Here is a 23,072-nt window from a genome sequence, read left to right as displayed (position 1 = left end):
TCTCCTGTCTCTCGGGTTGGGGTTACAGCGAGTACGACGCCAGCATGCGATCCAGGATGCCGGCGGAGCGGTCCCAGTCGTAGGTGCGGAAGGAATGGCCCTTGGTGACGAAGGTGGCGCCGGCGTAGAACATCTCGTACTGGGTGTGGCGCGAGGCGAATTCGGAACCCAGCGCATCCCAGGCGAGCTTGAAGAACTTCACCCGCTCCTGCGCGCCGGCCACCGGCGACTGCTGGGTCTTCTCGATGATGGAGGCGATTTCCGGGTTGGCGAAATCCTTCACCGAGGACGGCAGCATGATCAGGCCGCCGCCGGCGAGGTCGCGCATGGCGGTGACCAGGCGCGGATACATCTGCTGGGTGAGCGCCTGGGCGGCGTAGAGGCTGTGGCGGTCCGGCACGAAGTAGGCGCCGCGCTGGGTGCCCTTGGCCTCCATGGCGTGCACGAAGGCATCCACCATATCCGCCTCGGCGCACAGCTGGCCCAGGGTGTCGCGCACCTGCGGGAAACCGATGATGCCGTTCATCTCGGCGGTGCGGCGGGCGATGCCCATGAGGAAGCGCAGCTTCACCGACAGCCGGATCATGGCCTGGTAGTTCTGGTAGACGTGGGCCGGAGTGGCGTGGAACTGCTTCTGGCACATCTCCAGGCTGTCCACCACGAACACGCGGTCCCAGGGCACCTTCACGTCGTCGAAGAACAGCACCGCGTCGTTCTCGTCGAAGCGGCTGGCGAGCGGGTTGTCGAACACATCCGGCGCGCTGGCTTCATAGGACTTGCGCGACATCACCTTCAGGCCCTTGGTGTTCATCGGGATGGCGAAGGAGAAGGCGTATTTTTCGTCGCCCGGCTGTAGCGGCTGGATGCAGGTGACCAGCACCTCGTCGGCCATGATGCCGCCGGTGGCCAGCATCTTGGCGCCGCGTATGGTCAGGCCCTCGGCGTCGCGGTCCACCACGCCGGCGGAGAGGAAGGGATCCTGCTGCTGGGCGGCGCTCTTGGAGCGGTCGGCTTGCGGATTGATGATGACGTAGGTGAGGTAGAGGTCGTTGTCGCGGGCGTACTTGTAGTAGTCCGCCAGCGCGCCGGCGCGCTTCGGATCGTAGGCCTCGAACACTTCCAGGCCCATGTACATGCCGGCGATGCAGGAGGCGACGTGGTCCGGCGCGCGGCCGAGGAAGCCGCCGTGCAACTCGGTCCAGGCTTCCAGGCCCTGGCGGCGCTGCTTCAGGTCTTCATAGCTGAAGGGCAGTTGCCAGATGCGGTTGGCGCGGCCGCCTTCCGGCGTCTCGAAAGTCATCAGCTCCTGGTTGGCCTGGGCGAAGTCGAACAGCTTGCCCACCGAGGCCACCGCGTTGCGGAAAGCGGGGTGGGTGGTGACGTCGGCGGCGCGCTCGCCATCGATGTAGACGGCGCGGCCATCGTTCAGGCCCGCGATGTGTTGGCTTCCGGTCTTGATCATTTCTGCTCCGTTGGGGACGGTTTGGTTCGGGGATGGGGGTGAAGCGGGAAGCGGGCGGCTGCGGTGGGGCCTGCAGCCGCCGGTCTTGTTCTCAGGCCTGCGCGGCCTCGTGCTGCACGCCGTGGTAGCGGCCGCGGAAATAGAGCAGCGGCGGCGGCGCGGGGTCGTAGGTGAAGCGCAGCACGCGGCCGACCACGATCACATGGTCGCCCCCCTCGTACTGGCAGTGGTGGCCGCACTCGAAGTGGGCGAGGGCGCCCTCCAGCAGCGGCGCCAGCGCATGGCCGGGGCGGTGGGCGACCTTGTCCCAGCGGCCGTCCTGCGGCCGGGCGAACAGATCGGAAAGCTCACGCTGGCCGGCGCCCAGCACATTGATTGCAAAGCCATCCGCGGCCAGCAGGCGAGCCAGGCCGCCGGAGCCGCGCATCAGGCTGAACAGCACCAGCGGCGGATCGAGCGAGAGGGAAGAGAAGGAGTTGACGGTCATCCCCAGGTGCTCGCCGTCGGCGGCATGGGCGGTCACCACGGCGATGCCGGTGGCGAACTGCCCCAGGGAATGGCGGAATTCGCGAGGGTCTGTCGGGGCTTGCACGAAACGGCTCCTGGGGCTGGCTGCCAGGGCTTTCCGGGGGCTTCTCCGGCGGGCCGTGGCGGCTTCGTTATTTTCTAAATTTAGCTTGGTTGCGAAGCTATTATAGAAAGCTGTTGCAGCGGCAGGCAAGCCTGTTCGGCAAATAGTGGAAGACCGCGCTTACGGGGCGCGAAAGGGATGGGCGGATGGGCTTCTGCGGCGCGCAAAAGCACACGGGCCGCGATGCGGCCCGTGTCGGAGAAAAGCGGGGTGTGCCTCCGTTGGAGGCTGGCGTCAGCCCTCGGCGACCTTTGCCTGCAGGGCGAGGTAATCCACCAGGTGCAGCGCCTGGTCGCTGGAAACCACCAGCTTGGACATGATCTGCCCCAGCATCTGGAACTCCTCCGCGCTGAGCGGGAAGAGCATGTCGTTCACCGGGCTCTGGATGCCGGTGAGGGCGTCGAGCTGGGTGCGCGCTTCCGGCGTCAGCGTCAGCCGTACGCGACGGCGGTCTTCGGGGTTGGTCACCTTGGCCACCAGGCCGGCCTTCACCAGCTTGTTCACCTCGGTGGTGATGAAAGCGCCGCTGAAGTGCAGGTGGTCGGCAATGGCGTTGATGCCGGCCTCGCCATGCTGCAAGTGGGCGATGGACATCAGGATGGTGTAGGAGGTGCCGGAGAGATCCAGCAGGCGGCCGAACTTGTTGCGGATGTCCTGGATGCGCGCGGAGAAGGCGAGCAGGTCGTGTACCAGTGCGCGGAAGGCGGCGTCGCTACCGTCCACCAGCAGTTCCGGCCGCGACACGGTGAGCTTGGACGTCTTTCGTGCCGAGCTAGCGCCGGCTTTCGTGGTGGCGGTGCCGGTGGTTGGTCGCTTGGTACTGGCGGGCATGAGAACGGAATGGATCGCTAGGCAAAGATAGCTATTATACAAAGAAGTATTGCGCTTTTTGCAGTTCCGGCCGCGAAGGGCTGGGCCGCAGCCGCCCGGGCCAAGTGCCGGCGCTCAACGCAGCCGGGCTGCTGCCCGCCTGGATCGAGTATGGCAGCTGGCCTGCATCTTTGCTGCCGGTCTGGGCGTCGGGGGCCACGGCGGTGCACAGGCGGCAAGGATGCGATGCACTGCCCTGGTGGCCGCCCCTCCGGCCGCGTTGCGAACGCGGTGGCTGGGCAGCCGCTCGCGCGGAACCCGGGCGGCGGTCTGGCTGCCGCACTCTTTCCCCCTCCTGGACGCGGATGCTCGTCCTCTGCCGCTGGCACGGGGCTTGCGATGAGTTGCTGCAGCCCTGGCGTTTCCCGGCGCCGGGGTGCGGCTTTCCAACCCCTCGCAATACCCGACAAAACAAGGAGAAAACCATGTATCGCTACGCTGACGGCGCCTTGCTCGCGCTGGCTGTGTTGTCCGCCGCCTATGCGGCACTCAAGGGCGGTGGCGTGCCGGCGGGGGCCGCCGCGGCGCTGGGTTTCGCCGCGCTCGCGGTGCGCGCCCTGGCCGCAGCGGCCCCGGCCGGCTTGAGCCGCGGCGATGCCGCCGCCCTGGGGGCGTCCCTGGCTGCCGGTGACTGGGCGGGAGCGCAGGCACTCGGCCAGCGGGCGGCGCCTGGCAGCGTTGCCGAAGGCACGGCCCGGGCGATCGGCAAGCTGCTGCGCGAGCTGCAAGAGGCCGAGGCGGAGCGGGGCGCAGCGGAGCAGCGTTTGCGGGCCGCCGAGGCGAAGGCGGCCGCTGTGCCCCAGGCGGCGGCCGGCGCCGGCCACCGGGTGCTGGATGGGTTGCGCGGCCGGCTGGCTGCCTTGTGTGCCTCACAGGTGGAGTTCTGCGAGCACCTCTCGCGCGGCACCGGTGCCGCCGAGCGGGCATCCGAGAAGATCGCCACCTGCTACCGCGCGGTGCAGGAGAGTGATGGCGCGCTGACCCAGCTGCGCGACTACAGCGCCCAGGTGGCGCGGGTGTTCGCCGAGCTGACGGAGCAGTCCAACCGCATCGAGCACATCGTTTCCAGCATCCAGGAGATCGCCAGCCAGACCAATCTGCTCGCGCTCAACGCCGCCATCGAGGCGGCGCGCGCCGGCGAGAGTGGCCGCGGTTTTGCCGTGGTGGCGGACGAGGTGCGCAAGCTGGCCGAGCGCTCGGCGCTCTCCAGCAAGGAGATCGGCGACATTGCCCAGGGCCTGCACCGTACCGCCGCCGACGCCGGAAGCCGGGTCGAGCAGGCCACTTCCAGCGCGGACCATGGCAAGAACCGCATCGAGGTGGCGATCAGGATGATGGACGACGTCACCGAGGATGCGCGGGTGCGCATGGTGGTGCTGGAGAAATCCACCCAGTTCGCGGTGCGCCAGCGCGACGAGGGCGTGGATATCGAAGCGGGCCTGGCCCAGGCGCTGGCGGGCCTGCAGGCCGCCTGAGCGGCGGTGGCCAAGGGGCTGCCCGGGCGGTTGCGCTCGGGCATCACCGCAGGCAGGCCTGCCTCAGCCCTGCATCCGGCAGCGTTCCAGCCAGTGCGCGTAAGGCGCCGGCAGCACCCAGGACGGCTTTTCCTTCTTCAGCGCCTGCGCAGCCTGGTAGGGGTAGTGCGGGTTGGCGAGGTGGGCGCGGCCTACCAAATCCCTTGCTTCACCAAGACGCTCGCCTGGCACGAGCGCACCCACCACTCGCCGGCCCAGCGCTGGGTGCGGGCGCTGCTGACCGAGACCTGCGACGAGCTGGGCTGAGCGAGCCCCAGCGGCTGGACGCCGGCCAGCCCGTCCCCGGCTCGGGGGGCGGGCGTCGCGGCCTGAGACCACTGCGTCAGATTGACCGGGTCAGATTGAGCTCCGCCGCCGCCGGCTGCGTCAGCGCCGGCCGCCACGCCGCGCGTCGCTCCGGCTTCGTCGCGCAAAAGCGCTATCCAATCATCTGAAAACAAAGAAGAAGTCCCCGTCAGCATGGCGCTCGCCGGTGTGTTGCCGCGCACTGGCACCGGCGTTGCTATTTCCCCTTCGAGGCCTCGAACGCTCAGCCCCGGCGACAGCCGGGAAAAGCATCCCCAACCCCTCGAAGGAAAGAAAAAGATGCGCCCAACCCCAATGAAGAGAACGCCGGCCGGCCGGCCGGCGCCATCGCGCGGCTTCCGTCTCGCCTGCTTGATGCCGCTGCTGTTCTCGCTGCTCGCAGCGGCCACGCCCGCCCACGCCATCGATGTCGAGGCTGGCGACTACACCGCCGCGCCCGCCGGCACCACGCTGGGCCTGCTCTACATGCAGCACGCCGAGCGTGAAGACCTCTACGCCAGCGGCAGCAAGACGCCCGGTAACGGCAAGTTCCGCAGCGACGTCGGCATCCTGCGTTTCATCCACTTCATGGAACTGGGCGGCTACATCGTCGATCCGCAGATCCTGATCCCCTTCGGCAACCTGCGCGGCTCGGGCGATTTCTCCAGCCTGGGTAGCAACGGCGGCTTCGCCGACCCGGTGCTGGCGGCCACGCTGTGGACCATCAACGACCCGGTGAACCGCCGCTACCTCGGCATCACGCCCTTCCTCTACGTGCCCATCGGCAACTACGACCGCGGCGAAGCGCTGAACATGGGCGAGAACCGCTGGCGCTATGCGCTGCAGCTCGGCTACATCCAGGGCATAGGCGACAAGTTCACCGTCGATCTGCTGGGCGACGTCACCTTCCACGGCGACAACACCGACTACGGCAGCGCCGGCGCCACCATGAAGCAGGACCCGACCTACCAGTTCCAGGCCTTCGGCCGCTACCACATCCGGCCGGACCTGGACTTCCGCGTCGGCGTCGCCCGCTCGTGGGTGGGCAAGGTGAAGGTGGATGGGGTGGAGACCACCGGCCAGGCCATGGTCACCAAGTTCAGCGTCGGCTTCGGCTACCAGATCGTGCCGCGCACCCAGCTGCTGTTCGTCTATGGCCGCGACATCGAAGTCACCGACGGCTTCAAGGAGAAGAACCGGCTGAACCTGCGCGTCGGCTACGCCTTCTGAGGCGCCGGCGGGCGCTCATCCGCCGTGCGCGCCCGTCGCGCTCTGCTTCTTCGCACTCCATTCCCGCACCAGAACAGGAAAGACCCCATGACAGAGAACATAGCCCACCTGTATTCCGCCCCGCTCACCGGCCCGCAGGTGGCGCTGGCGGAGCCGGCCACCGGCGCCACGCTGGCCGAGTTGCGGCTGGCGGCCGCGGCTGACGTGGCCGCTGCCGCCGAAGCCGCCGCTGCGGCGCAAGCCGCCTGGGCGGCGACGCCCTTCGACCAGCGCGCGGCGGTGATGCGTCGTGCCGCCGAGCTGCTGCGTGAGCGCGGCGACACCTTCAACCGCTGGAACGTGCGCGAGTGCGGCTCCATCCTGCCCAAGGCGGAATGGGAGCTGAACGCCTCCTACGAGCAACTGCACAACGCCGCCGGGCTGATCGCCCAGCCGCATGGCCACATCATGCCGTCCTCGGTGCCGGGCCGGACCAACCTGTGGTCGCGGGTGCCGATCGGCGTGGTCGGCATCATCGCGCCGTGGAACTACCCGCTGCTGCTGGCGATGCGTTCGCTGGCGCCGGCGCTGGCGCTGGGCAACGCGGTGCTGCTGAAGCCGGCGCTGCAAGGCTCGGTGTGCGGCGGCCTGCTGCTGGCCGAGCTGTTCCGCGATGCCGGCCTGCCGGCGGGCGTGCTCAGCGTGCTGCCGGGCGAGGCGGACGTGGGCGACGCCATCGTGCGCGATGCCCATGTCGGCATGATCTCCTTCACCGGCTCCACCGCGGTGGGCAAGCGCATCGGCGAGCTCTGCGGCGGCATGCTGAAGAAGGTGGCATTGGAATTGGGCGGCAACAACGCCTTCATCGTGCTGGAAGACGCCGACATCGAGGCCGCCGCCTCGCACGGCGCCTGGGGCGCCTTCCTGCATCAGGGCCAGATTTGCATGCAGGCTGGCCGCCACCTGGTGCACGAAGCGGTGGCGGCGCAGTACGCCGAGGCGCTGGCGCGCCACGCCAAGGCGCTGCGGGTGGGCAACCCGGACACCGAAACGGTGCATCTCGGCCCGCTCATCAACGCCCAGCAGCGCGCCAAGGTGGGCGGCATCGTCAGCGACACCCTGGCGCGCGGCGCCAGCCTGCTGGCTGGAGGCAAGGGCGAGGGCCTGTTCTACGAAGCCACCGTGCTGGGTGGCGTCACCCCGGACATGCCGGCCTTCATCGACGAGATCTTCGGCCCGGTGGCACCGATCACCGCTTTCGCTGGCGACGATGCCCTGGTGGCGCTGGTGAACAGCTCGCCCTATGGCCTCTCCGCCGCCATCCACACCCGCGACCTTGCTCGTGGCCTGGAACTTGCGCAGCGGCTGAAGACCGGCATGGTGCACATCAACGACCAGACGGTGAATGCCGAATTCAACGTGCCCTTCGGCGGCATGGGCGCCTCCGGCAACGGCGGCCGCTTCGGCGGGCCGGTGAATGCCGAGGAATTCACCCAGAGCCAGTGGGTGTCCATGGTGTCCCGCCCGGCCGCCTATCCTTTCTGAGTGCAGCGGGCGACACGATCCGCGCCTTCCTTCCCCCGACCCCAACGAGAAGCGCAACCCCCGACAAGGAAAACTCCATGGATAAGGAAAACAAGTCCCGCCTCGAACTCAACGAGGAGGTGAACCGCCTCGAATCCGCGCTGATGCGCGGCCGCGGCGACCGCCGCCAGTTCCTCAAGGCCGCCACCGCCGCCGGCTACACCATGGCCGCGGCCACCTCGATGATGGCCTTCGCCGACCGCGCCTTCGCCCAGCAGTCCGCCAACCGCGCGGCGCTAACCGCCGAGTACGACTTCATCGTCTGCGGCGCCGGCTCGGCCGGCTGCGCGGTGGCCCGCCGGCTGGCGGACAACCCCAACGTGCGGGTGCTGCTGCTGGAAGCCGGCGGCTCCGACAACGTGCCGCAGGTGATGGACGGCACCCGCTGGCCGGAGAACATCGGCAGCGAACGCGATTGGGCGTTCAAGGGCCAGCCCACGCCCACCCTCAACGGCCGCACGCCGCCCTTCCCGATGGGCAAGGTGCTGGGCGGCGGTTCCAGCGTGAATGGCCTGGTGTGGGCGCGCGGCCACAAGAACGACTGGGACATGTGGGCCGAGGTCTCCGGCGAAAAGGCGTGGAGCTATGAGTCGGTGCTCGGCATCTACCGCCGCATCGAAGACTGGCAAGGCCCGGCTGACCCCAAGCGGCGCGGCAAGGGCGGCGAGGTGTACCTGTCGCTGCCGGAGGCGCCGATCAACCCGGTGGCGCCGGCGCTGATCGAGGCGGCGGGCGATTTCGGCATGCCCAAGGTGGTGGACCTCAACGGCGAGATCATGGAAGGCGAGGGCGGCGCCGGCATGCCCAACCTCATCGTCAAGAACGGCCGCCGGGTGTCGATGGCGGTGGCCTACATCCACCCCATCATGGACCGCGCTAACCTCACCGTGCTGCTGGGCGCGCATGTGAACCGGCTCAAGTTCAAGGGCAAGCGCGTCACCGGCGTGGAGTTCGTGCATGAGGGCAAGGTGCACACCATCGCGGCGAAACACGAGGTCATCCTTTCCACCGGCGCCATCAACACCCCGCGCATCCTGATGATTTCCGGCGTCGGCCCGGAGAAGGAGCTGAAGAAGCACGGCATTCCGGTGGTGCAGAAGCTGGAGGGCGTGGGCCAGAACTTCCAGGATCACATCCTGCTCGGCGGCTGCATGTGGGAGTACTTCACGCCGGAGCCGGGGCGCAACAACTCGGCGGAATTCACCTTCTTCTGGAAGAGCGATTCTTCGCTGAAGACCCCCGACCTGCAGCCCTTCCTGGAGGAATTCCCCTACACCAGCGAAGTCACCCGCGAGCAATACACCATCCCGAAAGCGGCCTGGGTGCTGGCGGCGGCCATCGTGCAGCCCACCAGCCGCGGCCACATGACCATCAGCGGCCCGCGCCCGCAAGATCCGCCGCTGATCTACCCCAACTTCCTCTCCACCGAGCAGGACATCAAGGCGCTCACCCGCTCGGTCGAGATCTGCCGCGAGCTGGGCAACTCCAAGCACCTCAAGCCCTATGCCAAGCGCGAGATCATGCCGGGCGAACTCAAGGGCAAGGAGCTGGAGCGCTTCATCCGCAACGCCGCCGGCACTTACTTCCATGAGACCTGCACCTGCAAGATGGGCCGCGACGAGATGTCGGTGGTGGATGGCAAGCTGCGCGTCTATGGGCTGGAAGGGCTGCGCATCGCCGACGGTTCCATCATGCCGGCGATCACCACCGGCAACACCATGGCGCCCTGCGTGGTGATCGGAGAGCGCTGCGCCGAGGAGCTGAAGCAGCAGTACCGCCTCTGAGCCGCCGGCGGAGGCCGGCGGCGGCTTGATCGGATGTTCGGCCCGCCGGGCTGAAGGTGTGATCCCGTCCGCCGCCACGCCACCGCCGGCCGACCCCATGCCCGTGCGGGAACGGGCCGCCGGGCGCGCATGGCTTCAGCCGCGCCCGGCCTTGCCGCCACCACGCCAGCTCAGGCTGGGGTGGTGGCTTTTTTGCGTTTCAGACGGTGGCGATGGTGTCGCTGTAGCGGGCAAGCACTGCGTCATGGGTGAGCAGTCGCATCGGCTCGACCAGGGCCTGCGCGACGATGAGCCGGTCGAAAGGGTCCTGGTGGTGGCGGGGTAGCTTTTCGACCGCTACAGCATGTTCGGCTTCTATCGGCAGCAATCGATAGCCCGCGGCCTCGAAATAGCGGCTGGCCTCCTGCCCCGAGATCGGCATGTCGCCACGAGCCAGAGAATGCTTGATGGCAATTTCCCACAGACTGGCGACACTGACCCAGATGGCGGCCCTGGGCGATTGAATCAGCTCGCGGGCGGTGACGGAAAGCCGCGGGCTGTCTGTGATCGCCCACAAGGCGATGTGGGTATCCAGCAGCAGATTCACTTCGCGTCTTCGCCGAGGAAAAGGCGAGCGACTTCGACGTTGTGGGCATCGATGTCGTCTGGCACCTCGAACAGGCCTTTGGCAATGCCGATGCGCTTGTCTGGCGACGGGGTGCCCACCGGCACCAGCTTGGCCGCCGGCTTGCCGTTGCGGGCGATGATGATCTCGCGGGCTTCGCCTTGCTCTATGGCCTCCACGAGGCGGGACAGCGAAGACTTGGCCTGCAGCATGTTGACCGATTGCATGGGGACTCCTCCGGAACCTGCTTAGTCTAGTCTGGCCAGGTGCCTCTCTCAAGCTGGTCGGCGCCGGTTTTGTTGTCGCGAAGCTCAGCCCCGGCTCTCCGCCAGCTGCTGCTTCAGCCGCGCGCTGGCGCGCACCCGGCGCTGCAGGGTGGAACGGCTGACGCCCAGGTGGTCGGCGGCGAGGGAGAGATTGCCGCCGGTTAGGCGCAGGGCATCGGCCATGGCCTGTTCTTCCAGCGCGCTGAGGGACGTCGGGGGGGCGTTGGCTGCGGGCTGGGCGGAGCAGGCGGTTGGAGCCATGGCTGCTGCGGCAGTTGCGGACGCGGTTGCGGCTACCGGCTGGCTTGCAACCAAGGTGGCCGGGGGCAGGGCGAAGCGCACATGGTCGGCGCCGATGGCCTCATCCGCCTCGCATAGTAGGGCGGCGCGCTTGAGCACGCTGAGCGCTTCGCGCGCATTGCCCGGCCAGGGGTAGGCGGCGAGCAGGGCGGTGGCTTCCGGGGCGAGGCCGCCGGGGTGGCCGGCGCCGTCGCGCACCAGGGTGGCGAAGAGGTCCGCCAGGCAGCTGCGTTCGCGCAGCGGCGCCAGCGCCAGGGTGTAGCCGGCGATGCGGTAATACAGATCGGCGCGGAAGCGGCCCTGGGCCACCAGCGTGTCCAGGTCCTGGTGGGTGGCGCACAGCAGGCGGAATTCCACCGGTCGTGGTTTGCCGCTGCCCAGGCGGGCCACTTCGCGGCTGTCCAGCACCCGCAACAGGCGGGCCTGCAGGGCGAGCGGCATGTCGCCGATCTCGTCGAGGAAGAGGGTGCCGCCGTCGGCCTCCTCGATGCGGCCGCTGGCGCCGCCCTTGCGGCCGCCGGTGAAAGCGCCATCGGTGTAGCCGAAGAGTTCGGATTCGATCAGCGCTTCCGGCAGCGCGGCGCAGTTGATGGCGACGAAGGGGCCGGCCGGCTGCTGGCGGTGCAGCGCATGGGCAACCACCTCCTTGCCGCTGCCGGTCTCGCCGCGCAGCAGCACCGGCAGGCCCTTGTCCAGCGCCTTGAGGGCGATGCGGAAGCGGCCGGCGAACTCCGGGTCGCCCATCTCCGGGGCATCCTGCCCGGCATTGGCGATGGCCGTGGCGCGGGGCATGGAGAGCGGCTGCCGCGCGGGGGGGCCGCTGCGTGTCTCGATGAACACGAACAGGCCGGAGTTCAGCCGTATCGGCAGCGGCCGGCCGCTCTGGGCGAGCAGCTCCAGCCACTGGCCGTACTGGCCGTCGAAGACGCTCTCGAAGCTGAGCATGGCCAGCGGCAGGCCCAGCGGGTTGAGGATGCGGCGCGCCTCGCGCGTCATGCCCAGCACCTCGCCATCGGCACCGAAGGCGACGGTGGCGTTGCGCGATTCGCCGTTGGCGCTCCAGCTCATGCGCAGGGTGAGGCGGGCCCGCAGCCGTTCCAGCTGACGGTGCTCGATGGCGCTGGCGCAGCTCTCCGCCAGGCTGATGGCGCCGAACTCGCGGCCCTCGCGGTGCTTGGTCAGATTCACCGCGCCGACCAACTGCCCGGCCGGATCGAAGATGGGCGCGGCGGCGCAGTAGAAGGCGGCGTTGGCCTCGAAATAGTGCTCATGGCCGAAGACCTGCACCGGCCGCTGGCAGGCGAGGGCGCAGTTCATCGCCGCGGTGCCTATGGCCTGCTCCGACATGTCGCAGCCCAGTTGCAGCGCGTCGTAGAGCGCGCCGCTGGCTTCGCGCGGATCGGTGAAGCGGGCGATGGTGACCGCCTCGGCATCGGTCAGTACCGGGTGGAAGCCGGATTCGTGCAGCACCCGGGCGAACAGGCCCAGCGTGGCTTCGAAGTCGCGGATCAGCAGGGTATTGCGGCCGCGCAGCTCTTCCACCCGGCTGCGGTCATGGATGTTGAAGCCGACCCGTGCCGAGGCTGGGCGCTGGTCGGCGCAGCGCCGCCAGGAGTCGAGGATGGCTGCATCCACCAGCCCCTCCGGCGTTTCGCCCTGCCCGAAGAACAGTTCGCGGGCGCGGTGGGCATGCAGGCCCGGCACTGCTGCAGCGAATCTCGACATGGCGACTCCCGTGGTCTGGCGGCTGCGGCCGTGGTCGCCAACGGGTATTACCGAAGGCGTACGGCCGGGGTGGAATTCGAGCGGGGAACGAAGCAGGTACTGTGCCCATTGGGGGCGGGAATGATGGGTGGATCCGGTGGGCGGATGGCTTTGTTGGGGCTCTGACGAGCGTGGCAGGTGCTCGGCGAGGCTCCGTGCTGCGTGGCGGTTCCGCCCGCGTGGTTTTTCTCCCTCCCCCTCGTGGGGGAGGGCCGGGGAGAGGGGGCGCGCCCGCCAGGGCGCCTATGCTTGATCGGGCGCCGCGCCCCCTCTTCCTCGGCCCCCGGCCCAGCGACCTGCCGGCCACTGGGCACTCCGGGGGGCGAAGCAGCGCTTCGCTCTTTCCGCCTACGAGAGGGGAGCAAACCGGGCAAATTGTTGCTCTGCGTGTCGCCTGAGCGGTCTGTCCAGCTCATCCTGCGTTTCTGGTCGTGCAGCCTGGCTACCGGGAGCCGCCTTCCTCCAGCGCCACCGACGCGGCTTCGTCGAAGCCGCCGATCTTCCGCAGCAAAAACAGCAGCGCGACTCGCTCGGCCGGGTTCAGGCTGCCGAAGGTCGCCTCGGTGATCTGCTCGGCGAAGGGCACCATGCGCACCACCAGTTCCTGGCCTTCGGGGGTGAGGGCGACCAGCACCTTGCGGCGGTCCAGCGGGTCGTGGCTGACGCTGAGCAGCTTGCGCGCTTTCAGGCGTTCGACGATGCCGCGCACGGTGGCCTGGTCGATGGCGCTGGCGCCGACGATGGTGCTGAGCGAGCAGGAGCCGTTGTCGCGCACGGCGCACAGCACCACGAACTGGGCGGCGGTGAGCTGCGAGTCCGGGATCTGCTGCTGGAAGATCGCCATATGGCGCTGGTAGGCGCGGCGCAGCAGGTGGCCGACCTGTTCCGAGAAGTGGTAGTGGGGGTCTTCGCCGTTGGGCATGGGTGGGAGGCTGCCTGTCTAGGAGTGTGTTGCCGGGTTGCGGGCGCTGCGTTTGCCCCCGGCTCTGTGTCGCTGCGGGTGGGGCTGGGCGCCGGATGGGCCAGAGTCTAACCGCAGTGCGCCGCCGGGTGGGAGTCCGCGCCGCGCTCGGCTTGGGCTGCGGAATCAGGCGCTTGGCGTCGCCGCCTGCCTTGTAGGATGGGTGCCAGCGGTTTTTTCGTTAAGTGAACACTGTACGAAAAACATGCTGCGTTGCGGGTTGTCCGCGCGGGTCGAGGCACGGCTTTAGTGCATGGCCGCGCGGCATTTGCCAATGGCTTTAGCGGCAAGGCATCCGGCGATATTCCATTGAACTGGAATGCGGCGCGGAAGCGGCATGGTCCGTGCGATCCGAATTCTGCGCTGCGCCAATTATTGCGATGCGTCACGCGCTTTTCCGCGGCTTCAAGTTGGTGCATCTAATGCACTGTTTCGGTGTGAAAAAAACTTGTTGTATCGGCAGGATCGTTGCGCTAGATTGCGCAAAAAATGTAATGGGCACTACATGAAAATGTAAGACTCACTACATGAAAAAACAGACGATCCGGCACAGCCGGACGGGACCGTAGCCGAGGCGGTTTTCGCCCTTGCCGGTCCACCCGACAGGAGTAGTCCATGGCCCATACGATACGTGCCGCGCATCCTCACGCGCCGGCCGGCGGCCCCGCTGCCGCATCCTCGTGCCACCCCGTCCCTGCTTCCGTTCCGGCCTTTGCCTCTGCTGCCCATGCGGACGAGGCCGGGCAGGGCGTGGGTTCGTTTCCCCTGCTCCTGATCGCCGCGTGACCGCTTAGCGGCGATGCGGTGGCGGCTTGATGGCCGTTGCCTCCCGCGCCGCTGGCCGCTCCCTGCCGTCTGGCTACGCCACCGCTCGTCCGGTCGGCGGGGAGATGTTCAACCCGGCTCAACCCGATTTCCCGCAACACCCCCAACCCCAGCAATCCAAACAGAGAAACTAGCCAGGAGAAAAACATGAAGCTGAAGCCTGCCGTCCTCGCCATTGCCCTCACCGGTGTTCTCGGTGCCTCCGCCAGCGCCTGGGCCGCCGATGTGATCAAGATCGGCGAAATCAACAGCTACAAGGCGCAGCCGGTGTTCCTCGACGCCTACAAGCGCGGCATGACCCTGGCGCTGGACGAAATCAACGGCGCCGGCGGCGTCAATGGCAAGAAGCTGGAAGTGATCACCCGCGACGACAACGCCAACCCGGGCGACGCGGTGCGCCTGGCGGACGAGCTGCTGTCGCGCGAGGGCGTGGACCTGATCGCCGGCTCCTTCCTATCCCATGTCGGCCTGGCGCTGGCGGACTACGCCCAGCAGCGCAAGGTGTTTTACCTCGGCACCGAGCCGCTGACCGACAAGATCGTGTGGGAAAACGGCAACCGCTACACCTACCGCATGCGCACCTCCACCTACATGCAGACGGCGATGCTGGCGGCCGAGGCGGCGAAGCTGAAGAAGAAGAAGTGGGCGCTGATCTACCCCAACTACGAGTTCGGCCAGTCCTCCATCGCCACCTTCAAGAAGCTGCTGAAGCAAGCCCAGCCGGACGTGGAGTTCGTGATCGAGCAGGCGCCGCCGCTGGGCAAGGTGGATGCCGGCAGCGTGGTGCAGGCGGTGGCCGATGCCAAGCCGGATGCGATCTTCAACACCCTGTTCGGGCCGGATCTCGCCAAGTTCGTGCGCGAGGGCAACACCCGCGGCCTGTTCAAGAGCGTGCAGGTGGTCAGCATGCTGACCGGCGAGCCGGAATACCTGGACCCGCTGCGCGGCGAAACGCCGGATGGCTGGATCGTCAGCGGTTATCCGCAGGATTCGCTGGAGACGCCTGAGCACAAGGCCTTCCGCGCCGCCTACGTGGCCAAGTTCAACGACTACCCGCGCCTGGGTGCGGTGGTGGGCTACAGCGCCATCAAATCGCTGGCGGCCGGCATCAAGAAGGCGGGCGGCACCGACACCGAGAAGCTCATCGCCGCCTTCAAGGGCCTGAAGGTGGATACGCCCTTCGGCGAGATCGTCTATCGCCCGCAGGACAACCAATCCACCATGGGCGCCTACATCGGCAAGCTGAAGAACACCGGCGACAAGGGCATCATGGTCGATTACCGCTACGTCGATGGCGCCACCGTGCAGCCCAGCGACGAAGAGGTGAAGAAGATGCGCGGGGACAAGTAATGAGTTCCTTCCTCGTCCAACTGCTGAATGGGTTGGCGGGCGCCTCGTCGCTGTTCCTGGTGGCGGCGGGGCTGTCGCTGATCTTCGGCGTCACCCGGATCGTTAACTTCGCCCACGGTTCGCTCTACATGCTGGGGGTGTACATCGCCTACAGCATGTCCGAGCGGTTGGCGGGCGGCGTCGGCTTCTGGTTCTCCCTGGTGTTTTCGGCGCTGGCGGTGGGCTTCATCGGCGCGCTGATCGAGATGGTGCTGCTGCGCCGTATCTACAAGGCGCCGGAGCTGTTCCAGCTGCTTGCCACCTTCGCCCTGGTGCTGGTGATCAAGGACGGCGTGCTGTGGATCTGGGGCGCGGAAGACCTGCTCGGCCGCCGCGCGCCGGGGCTGGAAGGCTCGGTGGAAATCCTCGGCCGCAACTTCCCCACCTACGACCTGTTCCTGATCGTCATCGGCCCGGTGGTGCTGGCGCTGGTGTGGCTGCTGCTCACCCGTACCCGCTGGGGCACGCTGGTGCGCGCGGCGACGCAGGACCGCGAGATGCTGTCCGCGCTGGGCGTGCATCAATCCTGGCTGATCACCGGCGTGTTCGCGCTGGGCGCCATGCTCGCCGGCCTCGGCGGCGCGCTGCAGCTGCCGCGCGAGCCGGCCAACCTGGGCATGGACATGCTCAGCATCGGCGATGCCTTCGTGGTGGTGGTGGTGGGCGGCATGGGCTCCATTCCGGGCGCCTTCGTCGCCGCGCTGATCATTGCCGAGATCAAGGCCATCTGCATCTGGCTGGGCGACGTGAACTTCGGCCCCTTCAGCATCAGCTTCTCCAAGCTCACGCTGGTGGTGGAGTTCCTGGTGATGGCGGTGGTGCTGGTGGTGCGTCCGTGGGGCCTGTTCGGCCGTCCGCAGGGCACGCCGCGCCACAGCGGTGCGCCGGAAGCGCCGCTGCGCCCGGCGGGCAAGTCGCTGCGCTGGTTCGCGGTGGCGCTGGTGGCCGGCATGGCGGTGCTGCCGCTGCTGCAGGGCCAGTTCCCGTACGCGCTGGTGCTGTCGGTGGATCTGCTGATCGCGGCGCTGTTCGCCGCCAGCCTGCACTTCATCATGGGCCCGGGCGGCATGCACTCCTTCGGCCACGCCGCCTACTTCGGCCTGGGGGCCTACGGCGCCGCGCTGCTGATGAAGGCCGCCGGGCTGCCGATGGAAGCCGCGCTCATCCTGGCGCCGGTGGTGGCGGGCCTGGGGGCGGTGGTGTTCGGCTGGTTCAGCGTGCGCCTGTCCGGCGTCTATCTGGCCATGCTGACGCTGGCCTTCGGCCAGATCGCCTGGTCCATCGCCTTCCAGTGGGATGACTTCACCGGCGGTTCCAACGGCCTGATCGGCATCTGGCCCTCGGGCTGGGCCAACAACCGCACCGCGTACTTCTACCTCACGCTGGTGCTGGTGGTGGTCGGCCTGTTCGCGCTGCGCCGCATGCTGTTCTCGCCCTTCGGCTACGCCATGCGCGCCGGGCGCGACTCGGTGCTGCGGGCGGATGCAATCGGCATCGACGTGAAGCGCATCCAGTGGCTGGCCTTCGTCATCGCCGGCGTGTTCGCCGGCGCGGCGGGGGCGCTGTTCGTGTATTCCAAGGGCAGCATCTCGCCCGAAGTGCTGTCGGTGACCAAGTCGGTGGATGGCCTGGTGATGGTGCTGCTGGGTGGCGTGCAGACGCTGGCCGGCCCCATCGTCGGCGCGGTCACCTTCACCTGGCTGCAGGATACGGTGGCGCGCTCCACCGACTACTGGCGCGCGCTGCTGGGCGGCATCATCCTGTTCCTGGTGCTGGTGTTCCCGCAGGGCCTGGCCGGCTTCATCCACGACCTGGTGGTCAAGCTCAAACCCAACCGGGAGGCCGCACGATGAGCCTGCTGCAAATACGCGGACTGCAGAAGTCCTTCGGCGGCGTGAAGGCGGTGGACGGCATCGACTTCGATGTCGCCGCCGGCGAACTGCTTGCCCTGATCGGCCCCAACGGCGCCGGCAAGTCCACCACCTTCAACATGGTGAACGGCCAACTGCGCGCCAGCGGCGGCTCGGTGAAGCTGGACGGCCGCGAACTGGTCGGCCTCAAGCCGCGCGAGATCTGGAAGATGGGCGTGGGCCGCACCTTCCAGATCGCCGAGACCTTCGCCTCGCTCACCGTGGTGGAGAACGTGCAGATGGCGCTGATCTCGTCCCACGGCAAGCTGTACTCGCTGTGGTCGCGCGCCGCCGGCGCTTACCGCAACGAGGCGCTGGAATTGCTGGACCAGGTCGGCATGAAGGCCGACGCCGACCGCCCGTGCAGCGCGCTTGCCTATGGCGACGTCAAGCGGGTGGAGCTGGCCATTGCGCTGGCCAACGATCCCAAGCTGCTGCTGATGGACGAGCCCACCGCCGGCATGGCGCCCAAGGAGCGCAACGACCTGATGGCGCTCACCAAGCGCCTGGTGGTGGAACGCAAGCTGGCGGTGCTGTTCACCGAGCACAGCATGGACGTCGTCTTCGCCTACGCCGACCGCATGATCGTGCTCGCCCGCGGGCGGCTGATCGCCGCCGGCTCCGGCGAGGAGATCCGCAATCATCCCAAGGTGCAGGAGGTGTACTTCGGCACCGGCAAGACCTTCGAGAAACCGGTCGCCCAAGAGGAGGTCGCAGCATGATCCACAGGGAACCGCCGCCGACGCTGCTGACGGTGGAAGGGCTGAACGCCTGGTACGGCGCCGCCCACATCCTGTTCGACGTCGGCTTCGAGGTGAAGCGCGGCGAAGTGGTGGCGCTGATGGGCCGCAACGGCGCCGGCAAGTCCACCACTTTCAAGACGCTCATGGGCCTGCTCGAACGCCGCAAGGGCACGGTCAAGCTCATGGGGCAGGACATCTCCGGCCGCAGCCCGTCGCAGATCGCCCGCATGGGCCTGGGCTTCGTGCCGGAAGACCGCCGCATCTTCACCGACCTCACCATCGCCGAGAACCTGGAAGTCGGCCGCCAGGCCGCGCGCCGCTGGCCGGACGACAGCCCGGCGCCGGAATGGACGCCGCAGAAGCTCTACGACCTCTTTCCCAACCTCAAGGAAATGGGGCCGGACCGCCTCGGCGGCCGCATGAGCGGCGGCGAGCAGCAGATGCTCACCGTGTCGCGCACGCTCATGGGCAACCCCTACCTGGTGCTGCTGGACGAGCCCTCGGAAGGGGTGGCGCCGGTCATCGTCGAGCAGATGGCGCACATGATCCTGGCGCTCAAGTCGCAGGGCGTCAGCATCCTGCTGTCGGAGCAGAACGTGCACTTCGCCGAACTGGTGTCCGACCGTGCCTACGTGCTGGAAAAGGGGCAGATCCGCTTCTCCGGCACCATGGCCGAACTCGCCGCCAATGAGGAAGTCCGCCGCTCCTACCTGACGGTGTAAGCCGCCGCGGCCCCGCTCGCCGGGGCCGCGGAGCCGTCTGCTATGCTTGCGCGACCCCGGCGGGCCGCGCCAGTCCTGACCGGTCCGCAAGGCCGCCGCAACGAGCGGCCGCGGTATGCAAAAGGCAACAGGCCACAGAGGAAATCCAGGATGAGCACCCAGAAGGCGCCGCGCCGTACCACGGCGAAAAAGCCCGCCGCCGAGCGCACCGGCGTGCGCGAGCGCTCGGCGCAAGCCACCCGCGACAACATCCTCAAGGCCGCCATCAAGATCTTCGCCCGCCACGGCTTCGCCGGCGGCCGCGTCGAACAGATCTCCCGCGCGGCACGCTCCTACGACCGCATGATCTACTACTACTTCGGCAGCAAGGAACAGCTCTACGTCGAAGTGCTGGAAGAGGTCTACCGCCGCATGGACGTCGCCGAGCGCGCCCTCGACCTCGAAGTCGGGCGCCCCCGCGAAGCCCTGGTCGAAGTGGTGCGCTTCGTCTGGAACTACTACCGCAAGAACCCCGAACTCATCAGCCTGCTCAACAACGAGAACCTGCTCAAGGGCAAGCACATCACCAAGTCCGAGCGCGCCCAGGAATACTCCTCGCCCGCCATCGCCATCCTCGACCGCATCCTCGCCAGCGGCGTCGACCAGGGCATCTTCCGCGCCGAACTCAACGCCCGCGACCTCTACATCATGATCGCCTCGCTGGGCTACTTCTACCTCTCCAACCGCCACACCCTCTCCGCCTTCCTCGGCGAAGACATGGAGCACGCCGACGCGCTCGCGCACTGGGAGCGCTTCATCACGGACTCCGTGCTGCGGGTGGTGTGCGAGGGCGAGGTGGTGGCGAGCAGCGGGGGGATAGAGGCCTTGGAGACGGCGCAGGTCTGAGGCGCCCGTTTCGCTCCCAGCCTGAGTATCGCTCTCCCCCTGCGCCGTCCGGCGCCGGTGGCCGGATCAAACATTGGGTGGTAAGGGCGCGCGCGGGCTTTTCCGCCACGCAGCTTCTCCGTCGCATGCACCCCCGGTCTTTCCCTCGCTGGGCGTGATGCATTGCACACCTCGCACGTTCTTCAGGCCTGCGGGGCGCTGCGGTTGGTTATGCTGATTGGCAATTTCGATGCAAAACGGCTAGAAGGGCGCGCTGGCGGCAAGCCCGCTGAGTCGATGATTGTCCGTCGGGTTGCGGTGGCCCTGTAGCCGTCGTTCCCCGGCTTGTCTCCCGGCACACTTACCCAATCAAGGGCTGCAATGCGCTTCATGTCCGCAGTAGGCGCTGTGTTCTTACCTGCCTGCCCCAGGTGGTGGCGGCTCAAAGCCAGCCGTCCGTCCTCGAGATATTCGATCAATTCGCCATGGCAGGCGCAGCCGCGGCGGAGTGCGCAAAGCCGGACAAGGTTACCTTGACGAATTACCTCGCCAACTTCCAGGTGGTGTCGACCTCCGCGTCTATCGAGTTGCAGAAGCGCTATCCGGACAGGTCGAAGGCGCAGATAGACGAGGCAATGACGAAGAAATTCGAATTTCTTTCGAACAAGACCGCCGATGCCGTGCGGAAGAAAGGATGCGATGACGCTGGTGTTCAAAAGCTGGTCAGGCTGTTCTCGGTCCAGGCCAAGTGGCAGCCCGGAAAATGATCCGGGTTGAGCGTCTCCCGACTCCATTTCTTTCCCCGATTGCCTGATAGGCAATCCCCCTGGTAAGTCATCATGGGCGTGTTGTTCCTGTTCATCTTCGTCGCCATAGCAGTGCTTGCAGTGCTGATGTCGATCGCATCCGCGGAGAGGGAGAACCCCTCGCAGCCCGGTGCGAAGCGCGGGTTGGAAGCATCGCTTCCCTCTCCGCCCGAGGTGCTTCTGGAGGGCCCTGTCCCCGAGCCCGCGCCGCAGACAGCGCCCGGTGGCTACCGGCCTAACCATATTCCAGCGAAGACCCGGGTGCTGAACGTGCTCGCCTCGCTTTTCCTGCTGGGATATGGCGCTGTGGGGCTGTACATGAATGACCTCTTTGTCCCTGCCAAAGGCGGAAAAGGTGTCCACTTTCACGGCTCTTCAGCCTGGTTGATCTTCTTCGCCATGCTGTGCGCCTGCGCCAACCTGATTTCGGTCGTGGTGGATCACTATGACCACCGCGACAACGAGATTCGCTACAGCGTGTTTGCGCGATATACGCAGTACGCCGGCTGGGTTTTTTTTGTGAGTGCCTTCTGCGTTGGCTACTACCTGAAGCAAATCGGCACCTGATAATGATGCTCGCCGGCCATGGCCGCGGGCGGTTCTATCCTTTTGGAATTTCTGGGCGAATGCTTCTTCCTCGTTTCCTACGCATCATGCTTTCGTTGTTGGCTGCTGGTTTCTGCCTGACCGCACATGCGCAAACCGAGGTCGACAGGCTTGTTTCCACGCTATTGCCGGTCGCCAGGCAGGCAAGGTTGGCTGTCGTCCATCATCGAACTCTCGCTGCGATGGAAATTGAATACCAGCTGCGGGAGGCACTCGGAAAAGTGAAGCTGGCCATTGACGCAGGGGAGGACATGGCCTCGGTGAAGGCCGGGCTGGCTCCGCTCGAGGGGCTTGTAGGGCCGGTGAAGGAAGTTCCGCTCATAGAGATTCATCTTCAGTTAGCCCAACTGGCCGAGAGGGAGCAGAAGCAGGAAGAGCGGAATTATCACACGGCCTATGCGCTGGCTTTGTTCGAGGCGATGGTCGAGGGCGCGGACGGACGCACTGAAGCCACTGCGTACAAGGTCGTAATGATCAGTGAGGAATACGACTGGTTCGGATTTGCGCAGAAGAGCTGGGCGAGGAAGGGGCGGGTAGCCCGGGATATCGGCGGGAGGATGTTCGATATCTGGACGGCGGTGTCACCCAGTGGGCAGGAGCGCAAGGTCTATTTCGATGCGGGTGCGATGGGAGAGTCACTCAATCGAGTGTTTTCCGCCCGGATGGCGGCGGGTGACGGGAAGTGACTTCTTGCAGAAGTTAGTGCCGTGAAATATCGAGCGCGTTTCTTGGGGAATTGCAGTGAATGATCCGAGAAAGAAAAAGGAAGCGCTATGGCAGCAATTCCTGGATGAGTCAGGGGCACGGAGGGTATCTCCCAGCATGAAGATATTCCTCGTTCTCTTGGGGCTTGGCATTGGCTGGCTGGTGCTGGCCAATTGGATGAGGTGATGGCCTTCATCCGCGTAGGAATGTGAGAACTGAAATAAATAATGCCGGCGGCGCAGTGCCTCCGGCATTATTTTTGCTGCCTCAAAACACCTTCAGCAACCTGGCCTGCACCCCCTGCGTTTTCAGCCCTTCCCGCACTTCCAGGTCTCGCGTGTATTGCAATTGCAGCTGCCAGTCCCTGGCCAGCCAGCTGTCCCAGCCCACGGTCATGTTGTTGTTGTCGCGGCGGTCGGTGAGGGTGGTGCCATCGGCGCGTTCCCGGGCACCCCAGCTGTGGCGGTAGGAGAGGGCGAGCTGGGTGGCGTCGGACCAGTGGTAGCGCAGGTGGGCGTGGCCCTGGAGCAGGGGATCGCGGCGGGCGTCGTCGTAGCGGCGGTCGGCGTAGAACTCGACTTCGCCTATCAGGTCCAGCGTCCATTTCGGCGCGAGGCGGCGCACGTAGCCGACCTGGAAGTCGGCGGCCCAGCGGTCGCCGCTGACGGCGAAGCCGTCGTCGCGGTGGCTGCCGGTGGGGGCGGTGATGAAGACGGACCAGCCGAGGTATTCCTTGCGCTCGGGGTCGTTCAGCGTCCATAGGGTGCCGCCGAAGATGACGTCGCCCAGGCCGCCGTAGGTGGTGTCCGCCGCCGAGGTGCGCTGGTGGGCGAAGGGCACGATGATCTGCGGGTCTATGCGGTAGCCGTTCCAGTCGGCGAAGTGCACATAGCGCAGCAGGCCGATGTCCAGCCGCACGCCGAGGTCGTCCGCCACCTTCTTGCCCTTGGAATAGGCCTCGTCGCCTTCGTGATGCTGGTAGTAAAGGAGGAAGAGGTCGGTGCCGGCGGGGGCGGCCTCGTAGTCGCCGCCATAGGGTTTGACGTCGGCGCGGGCGCTGCCCAGGCAGAGGGCGAGCGCGGCCGCCACGCCGCAGAGGCGCAGGGTGGTTTTCATGGTGTGTCTCCTTGCTTTTGTCTTTGTGTGGTGCCGAGTGGGTGGCAGGCGCGCAGCAGTCCACCGGGGCGGGCCTGCCGGCCGCTCCGGGGTGAAACCAAAGGGGATGTGCTGAAGTGGTGGCGAGCGGG

General features: G+C 67.0%; 21 protein-coding genes. 13 read left to right on the top strand and 8 right to left on the bottom strand.

All coding sequences use genetic code 11. The features are described from left to right. Nucleotides 1-22: 22 nt before the first annotated feature. From GRF61_RS08615 to GRF61_RS08605, 3 genes are all read right to left on the bottom strand, one after another. Nucleotides 23-1,462, bottom strand: coding sequence for a 4-hydroxyphenylacetate 3-hydroxylase N-terminal domain-containing protein (locus tag GRF61_RS08615; protein ID WP_169150253.1), 1,440 nt, complete (start codon nt 1,460-1,462; stop codon nt 23-25). Between the two features lie 91 nt (nt 1,463-1,553). Further along, nucleotides 1,554-2,054: a flavin reductase family protein gene (locus GRF61_RS08610; protein WP_169150252.1), complete on the bottom strand. Its 501-nt coding sequence runs from the start codon at nt 2,052-2,054 to the stop codon at nt 1,554-1,556. Between the two features lie 273 nt (nt 2,055-2,327). Then, complete coding sequence (locus GRF61_RS08605; protein ID WP_169150251.1) at nt 2,328-2,924, bottom strand: MarR family winged helix-turn-helix transcriptional regulator; 597 nt, start codon at nt 2,922-2,924, stop codon at nt 2,328-2,330. A gap of 464 nt (nt 2,925-3,388) precedes the next feature. Here GRF61_RS08605 and GRF61_RS25015 point away from each other — a divergent pair, with 464 nt between their 5' ends. The 5 genes from GRF61_RS25015 to GRF61_RS08575 all read left to right on the top strand — a co-directional run bounded on the left by GRF61_RS25015 (nt 3,389) and on the right by GRF61_RS08575 (nt 9,360). Beyond that, on the top strand, nt 3,389-4,438 hold the full coding sequence (locus tag GRF61_RS25015; protein WP_282447157.1) for a methyl-accepting chemotaxis protein: 1,050 nt from the start codon (nt 3,389-3,391) through the stop codon (nt 4,436-4,438). Nucleotides 4,439-4,603: 165 nt separating this feature from the next. Beyond that, nucleotides 4,604-4,744: a hypothetical protein gene (locus GRF61_RS08590; RefSeq protein ID WP_211165842.1), complete on the top strand. Its 141-nt coding sequence runs from the start codon at nt 4,604-4,606 to the stop codon at nt 4,742-4,744. A gap of 339 nt (nt 4,745-5,083) precedes the next feature. Continuing rightward, entirely contained in the window at nt 5,084-6,013 is a 930-nt protein-coding gene (locus GRF61_RS08585; protein WP_248281163.1) for a transporter, read from the top strand. Between the two features lie 87 nt (nt 6,014-6,100). Further along, nucleotides 6,101-7,537: an aldehyde dehydrogenase family protein gene (locus GRF61_RS08580; RefSeq protein ID WP_169150250.1), complete on the top strand. Its 1,437-nt coding sequence runs from the start codon at nt 6,101-6,103 to the stop codon at nt 7,535-7,537. A gap of 77 nt (nt 7,538-7,614) precedes the next feature. Continuing rightward, nucleotides 7,615-9,360, top strand: a complete 1,746-nt coding sequence (locus tag GRF61_RS08575; protein WP_169150249.1) for a GMC family oxidoreductase N-terminal domain-containing protein — start codon at nt 7,615-7,617, stop codon at nt 9,358-9,360. A 199-nt stretch (nt 9,361-9,559) separates the two neighbouring features. Here GRF61_RS08575 and GRF61_RS08570 read toward each other — a convergent pair whose 3' ends face one another. The 4 genes from GRF61_RS08570 to GRF61_RS08555 all read right to left on the bottom strand — a co-directional run bounded on the left by GRF61_RS08570 (nt 9,560) and on the right by GRF61_RS08555 (nt 13,216). Beyond that, entirely contained in the window at nt 9,560-9,946 is a 387-nt protein-coding gene (locus GRF61_RS08570) for a type II toxin-antitoxin system VapC family toxin (protein ID WP_169150248.1), read from the bottom strand. Beyond that, nucleotides 9,943-10,191, bottom strand: a complete 249-nt coding sequence (locus tag GRF61_RS08565; protein WP_169150247.1) for a type II toxin-antitoxin system Phd/YefM family antitoxin — start codon at nt 10,189-10,191, stop codon at nt 9,943-9,945. Before GRF61_RS08565 ends, GRF61_RS08570 begins: the two co-directional genes overlap by 4 nt. A gap of 84 nt (nt 10,192-10,275) precedes the next feature. After that, on the bottom strand, nt 10,276-12,255 hold the full coding sequence (locus GRF61_RS08560) for a sigma 54-interacting transcriptional regulator (protein ID WP_169150246.1): 1,980 nt from the start codon (nt 12,253-12,255) through the stop codon (nt 10,276-10,278). 481 nt (nt 12,256-12,736) lie between these two features. Beyond that, complete coding sequence (locus tag GRF61_RS08555) at nt 12,737-13,216, bottom strand: MarR family winged helix-turn-helix transcriptional regulator (RefSeq protein ID WP_169150245.1); 480 nt, start codon at nt 13,214-13,216, stop codon at nt 12,737-12,739. A gap of 1,011 nt (nt 13,217-14,227) precedes the next feature. Between GRF61_RS08555 and GRF61_RS08550 the strand changes: the two genes are divergently transcribed. The 8 genes from GRF61_RS08550 (at nt 14,228) to GRF61_RS08515 (ending at nt 21,806) form a co-directional block, all read left to right on the top strand. Continuing rightward, nucleotides 14,228-15,430 (top strand): ABC transporter substrate-binding protein, encoded by a 1,203-nt coding sequence (locus tag GRF61_RS08550; protein WP_169150244.1) that lies wholly within the window; start codon nt 14,228-14,230, stop codon nt 15,428-15,430. Next, nucleotides 15,430-17,322: an ABC transporter permease gene (locus tag GRF61_RS08545; RefSeq protein ID WP_169150243.1), complete on the top strand. Its 1,893-nt coding sequence runs from the start codon at nt 15,430-15,432 to the stop codon at nt 17,320-17,322. The genes GRF61_RS08550 and GRF61_RS08545 overlap by 1 nt, the downstream gene beginning before the upstream one ends. Next, nucleotides 17,319-18,101 carry an ABC transporter ATP-binding protein gene (locus GRF61_RS08540; protein WP_169150242.1) on the top strand — a complete coding sequence of 261 codons (783 nt, stop codon included), beginning with the start codon at nt 17,319-17,321 and terminating at the stop codon, nt 18,099-18,101. The genes GRF61_RS08545 and GRF61_RS08540 overlap by 4 nt, the downstream gene beginning before the upstream one ends. Beyond that, entirely contained in the window at nt 18,098-18,844 is a 747-nt protein-coding gene (locus tag GRF61_RS08535) for an ABC transporter ATP-binding protein (protein WP_169150241.1), read from the top strand. The genes GRF61_RS08540 and GRF61_RS08535 overlap by 4 nt, the downstream gene beginning before the upstream one ends. A gap of 150 nt (nt 18,845-18,994) precedes the next feature. Beyond that, entirely contained in the window at nt 18,995-19,729 is a 735-nt protein-coding gene (locus GRF61_RS08530; protein ID WP_169150240.1) for a TetR/AcrR family transcriptional regulator, read from the top strand. 464 nt (nt 19,730-20,193) lie between these two features. Continuing rightward, nucleotides 20,194-20,475 carry a hypothetical protein gene (locus GRF61_RS08525; protein ID WP_169150239.1) on the top strand — a complete coding sequence of 94 codons (282 nt, stop codon included), beginning with the start codon at nt 20,194-20,196 and terminating at the stop codon, nt 20,473-20,475. A 72-nt stretch (nt 20,476-20,547) separates the two neighbouring features. Beyond that, on the top strand, nt 20,548-21,081 hold the full coding sequence (locus GRF61_RS08520; protein ID WP_211165833.1) for a hypothetical protein: 534 nt from the start codon (nt 20,548-20,550) through the stop codon (nt 21,079-21,081). Between the two features lie 2 nt (nt 21,082-21,083). After that, nucleotides 21,084-21,806 carry a hypothetical protein gene (locus GRF61_RS08515; protein ID WP_169150238.1) on the top strand — a complete coding sequence of 241 codons (723 nt, stop codon included), beginning with the start codon at nt 21,084-21,086 and terminating at the stop codon, nt 21,804-21,806. Nucleotides 21,807-22,092: 286 nt separating this feature from the next. Here GRF61_RS08515 and GRF61_RS08510 read toward each other — a convergent pair whose 3' ends face one another. Next, complete coding sequence (locus GRF61_RS08510; RefSeq protein ID WP_169150237.1) at nt 22,093-22,941, bottom strand: transporter; 849 nt, start codon at nt 22,939-22,941, stop codon at nt 22,093-22,095. Between the last annotated feature and the right edge of the window lie 131 nt (nt 22,942-23,072).

The organism is Azoarcus sp. TTM-91, assembly GCF_012911025.1.
Classification (GTDB): domain Bacteria; phylum Pseudomonadota; class Gammaproteobacteria; order Burkholderiales; family Rhodocyclaceae; genus Azoarcus.
This window is presented reverse-complemented; position numbering and strand designations above follow the sequence as displayed.